Annotated in this window: 9 protein-coding genes; 2 read left to right on the forward strand and 7 right to left on the reverse strand. The window is 66.8% G+C overall.

From position 1 onward, the window contains the following. Positions 1 to 72: 72 nt before the first annotated feature. On the reverse strand, positions 73 to 1,440 hold the full coding sequence (locus tag Ga0080574_RS11045) for an oligosaccharide flippase family protein (RefSeq protein ID WP_076698764.1): 1,368 nt from the start codon (positions 1,438 to 1,440) through the stop codon (positions 73 to 75). Beyond that, entirely contained in the window at positions 1,437 to 2,294 is an 858-nt protein-coding gene (locus tag Ga0080574_RS11050; RefSeq protein ID WP_198039804.1) for a glycosyltransferase, read from the reverse strand. Before Ga0080574_RS11050 ends, Ga0080574_RS11045 begins: the two co-directional genes overlap by 4 nt. Positions 2,295 to 2,452: 158 nt before the next feature. Between Ga0080574_RS11050 and epsE the strand changes: the two genes are divergently transcribed. Further along, positions 2,453 to 3,655: an exopolysaccharide biosynthesis GT4 family glycosyltransferase EpsE gene (gene epsE / locus Ga0080574_RS11055; RefSeq protein ID WP_076698767.1), complete on the forward strand. Its 1,203-nt coding sequence runs from the start codon at positions 2,453 to 2,455 to the stop codon at positions 3,653 to 3,655. A gap of 22 nt (positions 3,656 to 3,677) precedes the next feature. Here epsE and Ga0080574_RS11060 read toward each other — a convergent pair whose 3' ends face one another. The 4 genes from Ga0080574_RS11060 to Ga0080574_RS11075 all read right to left on the reverse strand — a co-directional run bounded on the left by Ga0080574_RS11060 (position 3,678) and on the right by Ga0080574_RS11075 (position 9,165). Beyond that, on the reverse strand, positions 3,678 to 4,628 hold the full coding sequence (locus Ga0080574_RS11060; RefSeq protein WP_076698770.1) for an ABC transporter ATP-binding protein: 951 nt from the start codon (positions 4,626 to 4,628) through the stop codon (positions 3,678 to 3,680). Beyond that, entirely contained in the window at positions 4,625 to 6,502 is a 1,878-nt protein-coding gene (locus tag Ga0080574_RS11065; protein ID WP_076698773.1) for a dipeptide/oligopeptide/nickel ABC transporter permease/ATP-binding protein, read from the reverse strand. Before Ga0080574_RS11065 ends, Ga0080574_RS11060 begins: the two co-directional genes overlap by 4 nt. After that, the gene (locus tag Ga0080574_RS11070; RefSeq protein ID WP_076698776.1) at positions 6,499 to 7,446 is read right to left on the reverse strand and encodes an ABC transporter permease; all 948 of its coding nucleotides are present in this window, start codon (positions 7,444 to 7,446) and stop codon (positions 6,499 to 6,501) included. The genes Ga0080574_RS11065 and Ga0080574_RS11070 overlap by 4 nt, the downstream gene beginning before the upstream one ends. A 147-nt stretch (positions 7,447 to 7,593) precedes the next feature. Then, positions 7,594 to 9,165, reverse strand: a complete 1,572-nt coding sequence (locus tag Ga0080574_RS11075; protein ID WP_076698779.1) for an ABC transporter substrate-binding protein — start codon at positions 9,163 to 9,165, stop codon at positions 7,594 to 7,596. 105 nt (positions 9,166 to 9,270) lie between these two features. Between Ga0080574_RS11075 and Ga0080574_RS11080 the strand changes: the two genes are divergently transcribed. Beyond that, positions 9,271 to 9,948, forward strand: coding sequence for a DUF1028 domain-containing protein (locus Ga0080574_RS11080; RefSeq protein ID WP_076705886.1), 678 nt, complete (start codon positions 9,271 to 9,273; stop codon positions 9,946 to 9,948). Between the two features lie 13 nt (positions 9,949 to 9,961). On the opposite strand, the gene Ga0080574_RS26800 is transcribed toward Ga0080574_RS11080, so the two are convergent. Next, on the reverse strand, positions 9,962 to 12,889 hold the full coding sequence (locus Ga0080574_RS26800) for a calcium-binding protein (protein WP_237219359.1): 2,928 nt from the start codon (positions 12,887 to 12,889) through the stop codon (positions 9,962 to 9,964). Between the last annotated feature and the right edge of the window lie 25 nt (positions 12,890 to 12,914).

A 12,914-nucleotide genomic window follows, 5' to 3' on the forward strand; every position in this document is an offset into this window, starting at 1 on the left:
CGGGTATTGTTATGCCATGCAATACAGTGTCGCAGACAGGGGGAATTGTCGCCGAATGGGAACCGTTGGCGCTTATCCGCCCAGCCGCGCCAGGGCCACAATCTCCGACCAGTTGACGGCCACCGCGATGGCCGCGAGCGCGATTCCGGCCAGCGCAAAAATCGCGTCGTGCAGCGGATCCCAGGCACCCATGCGCCGCGCCAGCCAGACCACCACCGGATAGGCAAGCAGGAAGGCCGCGCCCATGCCCAGAAGCGCGCCCAGCAGACCCGCGATTTCCAGTCCGAGCAGAATGCAGACCACCATCAGCACCGCGCGCGCCAGCGCCAGCACGAAAAAGGTGCGGCTGTCGCCGGCGGCCAGCGCGGCCTGATCGTAGGTCTGCACGATGATTTGCGGCATCTGCACACAGGCCACGATCACCGTGACCGCGCCGGCAGCCATGTAGCGCGGGTCATACATCAGATCGACCAGCCAGGCGCCGATCATCGCAAAGACCCCGACCATGCCGATCAGCAGGCCGGTGACGATAAAGCGCATCTTGCGCAGACGCAGGAAATTCTCGCGGCTCTCGGTGGGCGGCGTCTCGCGGTAGATCGGGATCAACACCTTGCGCGTCACCATGCCCCCGAGCAGCATCGGGAAGGAGGCAAGGAAATAGCCGATATTGTAGATGCCGAAATGATCGAGCGTGAGATATTTGCCGATCAGGATCTTGTCGCTCTGGCTGAAGAAGAACCCGCAAACGGTAGAGAGAAAGATCCACTTGCCGAAATTCACCAGCTCATGGGCGGCGGATTTGTCCCAGCGGAAGCGGTTGCGCGCGCCCGGCAGGAAAAGCGAGTTGATCACCACCTCGGTGGCGCAGCTTATGAGCCCGCTCAGCACCAGCGCCCAGACCGATCCGGTGAGCCAGGCCAAGAGGATCGCGCTCAGCACGCCGACCACCTGGGTGACGAATTCCAGCAGCGTGACCCGGCCCAGCAGCAGGTGCCGGTTGGCGGTGTCCATGCGGGTGGGGCGGAAGGCGAGGATCAGCAGGCTGAGGCTTGCCACCGGCAGGATCTGCAAGAGCTGTGGCTCGTCGTAGAACCAGGCCATCGGCCAGGCGAGCCCACAGGCCACCAGCCACAGCCCGCCGCCGCGCAGCACCTGGATCGTCCAGGCGGTATCGAGGAAATCGCGCTCGTCGCCGCGCTTGCTCTGCATGATCGCCGGGGTCACGCCGACATCGGAGAACTGCTGGAGCCCCATCATGAAGACCGAGACCAGCGCCATGAGACCGAAGGCCTCGGGAAAGAGCAGCCGGGTAAGGATCAGGTTCGAGGCCAGCCGCAGGACCTGGCCGGTGCCGAAACCGCCAACGGTAAGCAGCGAGGAACGCACCGCGCGGGCGGTGAGCGAGCTGCCGTGAAAACGCTCGATAAACGCCATGCTCATCGTCCGCGACTCCAGCCCTCGGCGGCGGGGCGCAGGCGGACCGCCAGCGCGACACCGGAATAGACCGCGAATCCCAGCGGGTCGCGCAGGGCCATCACCAGTTTCCGGCTCGCCGGAAAGGGCATCTTGTCGTCATTTGCCAGAAGATCGGGATAGCGTGCCGCGATTTCGGCCACGCCGGCATCCTGCCGCCGCCGGACCCTGACCAGATTGCCGAAGCCCTCGGCAATCGGCCAGTCATAGGGCGCGGGCACGCCGGCGCGCTCCTCCGGCGCAAAACTGAGCCGAACGAAGGTGTCGTCCGAGATGATGTCGGGAAAGGCGCCCCAGCGGGCGCGGCCCGCCGCATTCACCGCGAACACGCCACAGCCCGGAACGCCTCGCGCCATGAAGGGCACCCGGCGCCAGATCCGCGCATAGGCCCGCGAGACCCAGCTCTTGGCGGTGATCCGCACCCGCCCGCTGGCATAACCCGGCGTCTCCTTGGAAAGCGCGGCGTGGATCTGGTCCATCAGCTCGGGGCTCACCGTCACATCGGCGTCGAGATAGACGCGCACGCAGGCGCGGGCCGCCTCGTCGCCCGCATTCAGCGCGCCGAGCTTGCCGCCCTCGGCCCGCTCGATCACCCGCAGCTCCCAGCCGCGCGCGGCAAAACCGGGCGCCTCGGCGCGAGCACGCTCGGCAGTGTCGTCGCGGCAGCCATTGGCGATCACGATCACCTCGATCGGGCCCGCATCGGACCAGTGCGAGGCGCTAAGCGCGCGCAGGCAGCCGCCGATCAGCGCCGCCTCGTTGCTTGCCGGAAGGATCACCGACATGGCAGGCACATTGGCAAAGTTGCGCTTACCCGTCATGATCCGTACCAAACCCGCCACACATGAGTGTTTTCCCGACTGTGAATGCGATGGCCCTGCCATCAAACTGTGGCCAAAAAAAGAAATCGCATAGAAGTTGTCATAAATTCCGGACGAACTGTCCGAAGAGCCGAAGCGAGGAACGCGTGTCGCAGCGATTGCGGATCGGGTATCTAGTGCCCCAATTTCCGGGACAGACCCATATCTTCTTCTGGCGCGAGGTCAAAGTGCTGGAGGAGATGGGCCATGAGGTGCATCTGCTCTCGACGCGGATGCCACCCTCGCGCCTCATTTCGCATGACTGGTCGCAGGATGCGATTGCCCGCACCACCTATCTGGGCCGAATCGAGCCGGTCGCGGCGCTGCGCGCGCTGGCGGCGCTCTTGCCCAAGGGGCTGGCGGGCTGGATCGCCCGCGAAGGTGTGGGCTTTGGCAAGGACGTGGCGGTGACGCTCTCGGCGGCGCAGGCGCTTGTCGCCTATGCCGCAGAGCATGAGCTGGACCATGTGCATGTGCATTCCTGCGGCCGCGCGGCGCTGATCGCGGCGCTGGCGGAAAAGATGGGCGGCCCGTGCTATTCGCTGACGCTGCACGGGCCGCTGTCCGACTACGGCCCCGGCCAGCGCTTCAAATGGCGCAACGCCGCCTTTGCGACGATCATCACCCAGAAGCTCATGCAGGAGATGCAGGAGGAGATGTCCGACGCCCTGCCCGAGCGCGTCGCGATCCGCCCGATGGGCGTGGATACCAGCGTGCTCTGCCGCGACACGCCTTACGATCCGCCCCAGAAGGGCCGTCCGATCCGGCTGTTCTCCTGCGGGCGGCTGAACGTGGTGAAGGGTCATCAGGATCTGATGTCGGCGGTGCGCCAGTTGCTCGACCAGGGGGTCGATGTGCGGCTTGAGATCGCCGGCGAGGACGATGCCGGCGGCGAGGGCTTCCGCAAGGAGCTCGAGGCGCATCTGCGCAAGCTGCGGCTTCAGGATCATGTGAAACTGCTCGGCGCCATCGACGCGGGCGCGGTGAAACAGAAGCTGATCGAGAGCCATGTCTTCGTGCTGGCCTCGTGGCACGAGCCGCTGGGCGTGGCCTATATGGAGGCGATGTCCTGCGGCGTGCCGACCATCGGCACCGATGCCGGCGGCGTGCGCGAGCTGATCGACGACGGGGTGAACGGCAAGCTGGTGCCGCCCAAAGATCCCACCGCGCTGGCGCGGGCGATCCGCGATCTGGCGCAACACCCCGAGAACGCACAGCGGCTGAGCGAGGCCGGACGCGCCCATGTGGAGGCGCATTTCCGCGCCAGCCTCGGGGCGGAAACGCTGGTCGAGGAGATCCTCGCGACAAAGGCCCGCACCTGATCGCACGGGCCGGCCCGAAACGTCAGCGCAGCGGGTGAAAGCACGCCGCCTGATGCCCCTCCCCCGTGAGCTGCGGCACCTCCTCGGCGCAGCGCTCGCCCGCATAAGGGCAACGCGCGCGAAAGGCGCAGCCCTTCGGCGGGTTGAGCGGGTCGGGCAGCTCGGTCTCGCGCCCCTCCGGCGCGGTGAGCGCGCGGCCCACCACCGGAGCGCTCTCGGCCAGCAGCTTGGTATAGGGGTGGTGCGGGTTCGAGAACACGTCCTCGGCCTTTCCGACCTCCACCACCGAGCCGAAATAGAGCACCGCCACCCGGTCGCTCACCGCCTCGACCACGGCGAGGTCGTGGCTGATGAAGAGATAGGTCAGACCCAGCCGCTGTTTCAGCTCTGCCAGCAGATTCAGCACCTGTGCCTGCACCGAGACGTCCAGCGCCGAAACCGGCTCGTCGAGGATCAGGATCTTCGCCTCCGCCGCCAGCGCCCGGGCGATGCCGATGCGCTGCGCCTGCCCGCCGGAAAACTCGTGCGGGTAGCGGTCGAGAAACTCCTCGCGCAGGTTCACCTGGGCGAAAATCTCGGAAATCCGCCTGTCCCGCTGCGCCTTGTCCATCCCGTGCAGGCGTTTCAGCGGCGTCTCCATGATCTGCCGGACGGTCTTGCGCGGGTTCAGAGACGAAATCGGATCCTGAAACACATATTGGATGCGCTTGCCGAACACCGCCGGGTCGGCATTGTCGAGCGGCTTTCCGGCGATCTCGATACTGCCGCCCGTGGGCTCCAGCAGCCCCACCAGCATCCGCGCAAGCGTGGACTTGCCGCAGCCCGACTCCCCCACGATACCCAGCGTCTCGCCCTCGGGCACCTCCAGCGTCACCGGATGCACCGCATGCACCCGCCCCTTCGGCGGCCCGAAAAGCTGCTTGCCCACGACAAAGGTCTTCGACAGCGCGTCGAGTTTCAGAGCGATGCTCATTGCGCGGCCTCCAGCTCGGTTTCCGGAAAGAGGCAGCGCAGCTTGCGCGGCCCGTGCGCCTCCAGCGCGATCTCGCCCTGACGGCAGGCCTCCGTCGCCTTGTCGCAGCGCGGGGCAAAGGCACAGCCCGGCGGCAGGTCGTTCACCGCCGGTGGCAGGCCGGGAATGGCGTGCAGCTCGCGCTTGCCCTCGCCCAGCTCCGGCACACAGGCGATGAGCCGCCGCGTATAGGGATGCGCCGGCGCGTCGAGCACCATCTGCGTCGGGCCTTCTTCGACGATGCGGCCCGCATACATCACCGCCACCCGGTCGCAGAGCTGCGCCACCACGCCGAAATCATGGGTGATGAAGACGATGGCCAGCCCCTTTTCCCGCCGCAGCGTATCGAGCAGCGACAGGATCTGCGCCTGCACGGTCACGTCGAGCGCGGTGGTCGGCTCGTCGGCGATGATCACCTCCGGATCGTTGGCAAGCGCCATGGCGATGCCCACCCGCTGGCGCATGCCGCCCGACATCTCGTGCGGGTAATTCTCCAGCCGGCTCTCGGCATTGGGGATGCGCACATCCTTCAGGAGCCCCAGCGCCTTGGCCCGTGCCTCCTTGTCCGAGACGTGGTGATGCACCCGGATCGCCTCCACGAGCTGATCGCCGACCTTGTAGAGCGGGTGCAGCGTCGCCAGCGGATCCTGGAAGATATAAGCCACCTCTCGGCCCCTCAGCGAGCGCAGCCGCTCATAAGGCGCGCCGACCAGATCCTCGCCCTTGTAATGCACCGCCCCGCCGGTGATCATGCCGGGCGGCGAGGCCACCAGCCCCATTACGCTCAGCGCTGTCACCGATTTGCCAGACCCGCTCTCGCCGATGATGCCGAGGCATTCGCCGGGCTTCACCCCCCAGCTCACCCCGCCCACGGCGCGATAGATGCGGTCCTTCACATGGAACTGCGTTTCCAGCCCGCGCAGGTTCAGCACATTCTCGCCCTCAGGCTCCGGCACCGGCCCCTTGCGCCGCACCGTCGTGGCCGCCATCGGCCGGGTCAGCGCGCCCGAGCGCAGGCGCGGATCGAGCGCGTCGCGCACCCCGTCGCCCAGCAGGTTGATCGCCATGACGATGATCAGGATCATCACACCGGGCACCACCGAGGTATGCGGATTGGTGATCAGCGCCGAGCGCGCCTCGCCCAGCATCGAGCCCAGATCCGCCTGCGGCGGCTGCGAGCCAAGCCCCAGGAAGGACAGCCCGGCGGTTTCGAGGATCATCCAGCCCACGGTGGTGGACATGGCGATCACGATGACCGGGATCACATTGGGCAGCACTTCGCTGACGATGATCCGCGCATCGCCCATGCCCGCCAGCTTCGCCGCATCGACAAATTCCTTATGCGCGATGCCCACGGTGATGCCCCGGATATTGCGCGCAAAGAACGGGATATTGACGGCGGCCACCGCAATCAGCGCATTGAGCAGCCCCGGCCCCAGCGCCGCGACAATGGCCAGCGCCAGCAGGATATAGGGAAAGGCCATGAGCATATCGACGCCGCGCATGATCAGATTGTCCACCCGCCCGCCGTAATAGCCCGCGATGATCCCCACGGCGGCCCCCAGCACGGCGGCAATCACCGCTGCGGCGAACCCCACCGCGAGGCTCAGCCGCGTGCCCCACAGGAGCCGCGACAGCAGATCGCGCCCCAGATGGTCGGTGCCCAGCAGCGCGCCCTCGGAAAACGGTTTCAGGAAGCGGTTGCCGGTATTGGTCACATCCGGATCGGCCAGCGGCAAAAGCGGCGTGACCAGCGCCAGCAGCACAACCAGGGCCATGACGATCAGCCCGGCCAGCGCCAGACGGTTGCGGGCGAGAAGCGAGAGAAAGCTCATGTCTTGATCCTCGGGTCCAGCAGGCTCTGCGCCACGTCCACGACGATGTTGAAGAGCACGTAGCAGGCCGCGACAAAGACCACGCCGCCCTGCACCAGCAGGATGTCGCGCTTGAGGATCGCATCCACCAGCATCCGCCCCACGCCGGGCCACTGGAACACCATCTCGATATAGACCGCGCCCGACAGCACAAAGCCCGCCTGAATGCCCAGCACCGGGATGATGCTCACCATGGCGGCGCGCAGCGCGTGGCGCCAGATCACCCCGCGCTCGGGCACGCCCTTGGCCCGCGCGGTGCGGATATAGTCCTGCCGCAGCACCTCCAGCATGGCCGAGCGCGACAGCCGCGCCACCACGCCGGTCGCCACCACCGCCAGCGCCAGCGCCGGCATCAACAGGTGATCCAGCAGCACCAGCAGGTTACGGTCGCCATAGATCGGCCACATGCCCGAGGCGGGAAACCAGCGCAGCTGCACCGCAAAGATCAGGATCATCATCATGCCGAGGAAAAACGACGGGATCGAGATCCCCAGCAGCACCACGAAGGTGATCGCCTTGTCGGCAAAGCCGTACTGACGTGCCGCCGACACGACCCCCGCCGCCACCCCGATCAGCGAACACAGCACAAAGGAGGTGCCCGCGAGCACCAGTGTCGCGCCGAACCGGTCCAGCACCTCGTCCAGAACGGGTCGGTTCAATGAAAACGACCGCCCGAAATCCCCCTGCACCATATTGAAAAGCCAGATGAAATAGCGCTGCACCGCCGGCTTATCGAGCCCAAGGTCGCGGTTCAGCTTCTCGACATTCTCCGGCGTCGCATAGGAGCCGAGGATCGCCGTCGCCGGATCGCCGGGGATCAGCGCCATGATGGCAAAGACGATCACCGTGATGCCCAGAAGCACCGGGATCGCCGAAACCAGCCGTTTCAGAATATAGCTACCCAAGGGCACCCCCTGTCGGTTGCAAGGATCCCGTCAAATCCGCCCCAGCACTTTCATCTTTCCAGAAATACTCATCTTGGGGGGCCGGGGGGCGCAGCCCCCGCCGGTCGGGCCGGGCGCAGCCCGGTCCGAAACCGCTCGTCACAGGGATCAGTTCTTCACCACATCGTCGAGCAGCAGGAAGAAGGAGGGTTGCAGCTCGAACCCTTCCACCCGGTCGCTGGTCACCGCGTTCTGCTTCCAGTTCGCGACAAAGACCCAGGGCGCATCCTCCTGCACGATGCTCTGCATCTCCTTGTAGAGCTCGGCGCGCTTGTCCTGATCGGTGGCGACGCGGGCCTCTTCCAGCAGCGTGTCGACCTCCGGATTGGAATAGTAGCCCGAGTTGAACCCGCCCTTGTCCGGCCAGGCATCGGTGCGCAGCGCGAGGAAGGGCAGCGTGTCGGGGTCGTTGGTCATCCAGGCCATCTCGGCCATGTCCGCCTTGCCCTCCAGCCCCGGATTCACTTGGCCCAGGAAGGTGTTCCATTCATAGGTCTCGATCCTGGTGTCAAAGCCCACCGCGTTCAGATCCGCCTGAATCGCCGTGCCCATGGCAATGGGGTCGAGCATGCCTGATCCGCCTTCGGTCACGTAAAAGGTCAGCTCCGCCCCCTCGGCGCCCGCCTCGGCGATCAGTTCCTTCGCCTTGTCGGGGTCGTAGGGATAAGGCTCCAGCGCCTCGTTATAGGCCCATGCAAAGGCCGGCGGGGTCGGGCCTGCGGCAACCTCGGCCGTGCCTTCCAGCACGTCATCCACCAGCGCGGATTTGTTGATCGCGTAATTCGCCGCCTGCCGCACGCGCTTGTCGGCAAAGGGGCCTTCCTTGGCGTTCAGGATCAGGAACCAGACATGCGGCCCCGCCTGCTCGAAGATCTGAAAGGTATCGCCCTGGAATTCCGACAGCGCCACCGGGGGCACCTCGACCATCATGTCGATGCCGCCCGCCAGCATCTCGGCGGTGCGGGTGTTGGCGTCGGTGATCGGGCGGAACACCACCGCCTGAAGCCCCGGCGCGCCGTCCCAGTACTCGGGGTTCGCCTCGACCACCACCGCCTCGTTCGACCGCCATTCGGCAAAGGTGAACGGCCCGGTGCCCGACGGGTTGCGCCCGAAATCGGCGCCGTATTGCTCCACCGCCGCCGGCGAAACGATCAGCCCGGTGGGATAGGCGAGGTTCGACAGGAAGGGTGCGTAGGGCGCATTCAGGGTGAATTTCACCGTCAGATCGTCCACCGCCTCGACGGTCTCGACCGCCGAGAAGAAGAAGGCCAGCGGGAACGGGCCGGTGTCGTGATAGGGGTGATCCTCGTTCAGCATGCGCTCGAAATTGAACACCACCGCCTCGGCGTTAAAAGGCGCACCGTCATGGAAGGACACGCCCTCGCGCAGGGTAAAGGTGTATTCGGTGCCGTCCTCCGAGATCTCCCAATCCGTGGCCAGCGCCGGCTCCACCTCGAGCGTGCCGGATTTGTAACGCACCAGCCCGTCATAGACATTCATCAGGATGCGGAAATCGTTCACCGCCGTCACCGCCGCCGGGTCGAGCGCCTTGGGCTCGGCGATCTGTCCGACGATCAGCACGCCGGGCGGCGTCTGCGCCTCGGCCTGCATGCCCATACTCAGCGCCAGCGCGGTGCCCGCGGCAAGAACGCCCCTCCGGGTCCAGTTCAGAACTCCCATTTTTTCATCCTCTCTGTTGATCCGGGGACGGAATTTTTCATGATGAATTGAATGGAGGCAAATTATCGTGATAAATTCAATGGAAATCTTTCATCGGAGACGCCCGTGACCTTCTCGCTTCTCGTCCATGACCGCGAAACCGGCACTTACGGCGGTGCCGCCGCCACCGGCAGCCTTTGCGTCGGCGGCTGGGTGCTGCGCGGGCGTGTCGATTCGGGCCTCTCGGCCAGCCAGGGCACCGCGCCCTCGACGATCTGGGGCGAGGAAGTGCTCGACGCCATGCGCGATGGCGAGCCCGCTGCGGATGCGGTGGCGCGGCTGACCGGCGCCGATCCCGGTCGGGCGCATCGCCAGCTCGCGGCGCTCGATCTCACCGGCGGCACCGGCGCCTTTACCGGGGCCGAGAGCCTGCCGGTGGCGCATCACATGGCCGAGCCGGGGCTCGTGGTGGCCGGTAATATGCTGGGCGGGGACGGTGTGCTGCCGGCGCTGCGCCAGGGCTATCTCGACGCGCGGGGCGATATGGCGGCGCGGCTGCTGGCAGGTCTGCGGGCGGCGGATGCGGATGCCTCCGACTATCGCGGGCTGCAATCGGCGGCGCTGCTGGTGCTGCACCCGGATCACCCGCCGCTGACCCTGCGCATCGACTATGCCGAGGCGCCGCTCGATGCGCTGGAGACGCTGCTGACCCGTGCGCAGGGCGCGCCCTATGCGGATTGGCTGGATGTGGTGCCGGTCGCCTCCGACCGCAGCCGTGCGCCGAAAAAGGCGCCCGCGCGCTGACCGCATCCGCCCCTCAGAGCCCCGCCGTCGGAACGGTGTCTTGCGGCGCGCCGGTGAAATTCAGAGCCTCGATCGACACAAGCGTCACCGCGCCCTCCGGCCCGGTGGCGACCAGCCGGTCGCCCTCGCGCGCAAAGCGGTAGTCCTCGCGCGCACCGGGCAGAACCGCCCGGTCCTGCCCCGGCCCGCCATGCAGCCGGTCGCCGCCACCGCCGGTCAACACGTCGTCACCGGCACCGCCCAGCAGGATATCCTCCTCCGGCGTGCCCTCCAGCGTATCGGCACCGCTGCCGCCGCGCCGCAGCACGCCATTGGCAAAACCCGCCGCGTCGCGCGCCTCCCATCCCGAGGGGGCGGTGGCATTGTAGGTCATCAGCATGTCCCAGCGCGGGTTGGCATCGTCCAGATGCCGCAGCGCGCCCCAGCTGCCCCATTTGCTCGCCGGGGCGACATCGACAAAGGCGTTGAAGAGCGTGCCGCCGGCATCGACCCAGCCGGTCAGCAGCTCTTCATAGAGCTTGGCCATCTCTGGCGTGTAGTTGAAATAACGGAAGAACCCGGTGAGCCGTTCGTCCTCGACCCGGGCGGCCTGCGCGGTGACATGGGTGCCGCCCTCGTACATCACCAGCCGCAGCCCCGCCGCCTCCGCCGCTGCGGCGTGATAAGGCAGCACCTCGCCGATCAGCTCCTTGAGCGAACCCTCCTGAAGCGCCAGGGCCACCGGTGCCACCGCCGCCTCATAGCGCCGTACCCTGACGAATTCGCGCAGCGCCACCCGTTGCAGCCCCTGCGCCTCGCCCTCGGCGCGGGCCTGATCCTCGGCACGGGACAGCCAGCCGTCGATCTGCGGCGCCATCTCCTCGCCGCCGAGCTCATAGCCGAAATAGCCAGCAACGGCGTAGGCGTCGAAATCCTCCTGCGGGAAATGGCCGAGTCGGAGATAGGCCAGCGGCGCCATCAGGATGTTTTCCTCAAGCCCCGGCCAGCCGGTATGGGTGGCCACGACGCGGACAAGCCGGTCTTGCGCCTGATCGCCGAACACGTCGGACCAGATCCGCATGGTCTGGGCGGCGCGCAGCCCGTAGAACTGCATCCAGCCGGCCTCCGACCGGCCCCAGAGCACATCGGCCTGCGCCTCGGCCCAGCCCGCCTGCGGAAAGATGTGGTTCCAGACCTCGTTGGAATATTCCACATAGGCCCTGAGGCGCGGGTCGAGCCCGTCGCGCACGGCCTCGGCAAAGCGGCGGATATAGTCGTCATCGGCCATATGCGGCATGTTGAACCACGGATCGGCGCCGGTCTCGTTGGCGAGCGCGATCATCACCTCCAGCGGCACGCCCCAGGCGGTCCAGGTGTAATCGCTCATCCGGGGCCGGTCGTCCCAACTTTGCACCGGAGAGCCGTTGGTCAGCATCCAGTCCATGAAGCGCAGGCTGCGCAGATCCCGGATGCGCTCGATCCAGAGCGGGTTGAAGAGCGCGCCCAGCTCGTAGAGATCGCGCTGATCCTCGCGGATCACCCGGATATTGCGGATCGGATCGTCCGGATCGGTGGCGGAGATCGAGATGCCGACCGCGCCCTCGCCGGGGCTGTAGGCGAATTCCGCCTCGCCCTCGCCATGGCGCACCCGCCGCGCGCGCCCGGTCAGATCGAGATCGCCCTTGCCGTCCCAGAGCACGAGGTAAGTGCCGCGCAGGTAATCGGCGTCTTCGGGCTGATCGGTGAGCAGCAGCGCCTCGAGCCGCTCGACCCGTTCGGGGATGCGCAGCGGCCAGCCGTTTTCGTCGAGCACACCCTCGGCGCGCAGTTCCTCGGCGCTGACGCCGCCCCATTGGCCGGGCAGGTGACCTGTCCATTCGCGCGCGGTCTTCATCACGTCGATAAAGGGCTGCTGGGTCGACCAGTCGCTGATGCCGTTCAGCCCCATGCCGAGCGCCGGCAGCGCCTGAACCGGCGCCCCGGGCTCGGGCAACGCCACCTGCCCGCGCGGCGGCAGCGGCGTATCGTCGACAGCGTCAGCGGTTTGCACCGGGGCGGGGGCGGCGGCCTCCTGAAAGATGTCCGACTTAGAGATTTCCTCCCATATCAGGGAAGACAGCTCGGGATAGGCTGCAACGACCTCGCTGTTCAGCGTATCGGGCGGGCGGTAACCCTCGGGCGGCGGCGCCTCGTAGATCGCCGCATAGGTGATCATCGCGGCGAGGAAATAGAGCGTCGGCGTGCCATGCGGCGAGGAATCCACATAGAGCGCCTCGACCGGCAGCTCCGCCAGCGGGCCGTCCTCGCCGAGCATCTGCGACAGCAGCCGTGCCACCGGGATCAGCCGCAGATCGGCCGCAGGGCTGGCTTCGCGCAGATCGCCGAGCAGGGTCTCGTACCAATCGTGATACTCGCCGCGATTGAAATCGTGATAGCGCCGCAGCGCGCGGTTCGACGGCGGAAAGCGGTTCGAGACCCCCGCCATATCGGCCCAGCCCTCGTAGAGATAGACCGGCGTACCCGGCGCCCGGCTCTGAACCCAGTCGACCAGTGTCCGGGTGGCGCCGAGAGGGCTTTCTCCGCTGGGGTTGTCGCCTTCATAGGCGGCGTCGGGCGGCTGGTACTGGATGAAGTTCGCGGGCGTGATCAGCACCGCGTCGATGCCGGCATCGCCGAAGGCGCCGCGCCCGGGATCCCAGGCGCTCGTCACCCCGGGGAAGGACCAGTTGGGCCGGGGCGGCAGGCTTTCGGCGAATCCGCGCAGAAAGCCCCATTGCCCGTCCAGCGCCAGGCGCCGCCCGTCGGCTTGCGCCATCTCGGCCATCCAGTGCGGCACATTGGAATGCGCCTCATCGCCCAGATAATGCACCAAGCTGTTGCCGAAGACATAGAGGCTGGCCTCGTCCCGCCCCTGCGCCACCGCCATCAGCGGCACCACGATCGCCAGACACGCAGCGCGCAATACCCGTCCAAACAAACCCTGCTCT

Origin of the sequence: Salipiger abyssi, from assembly GCF_001975705.1 — a bacterium.
Taxonomy (GTDB): Bacteria; Pseudomonadota; Alphaproteobacteria; order Rhodobacterales; family Rhodobacteraceae; genus Salipiger; species Salipiger abyssi.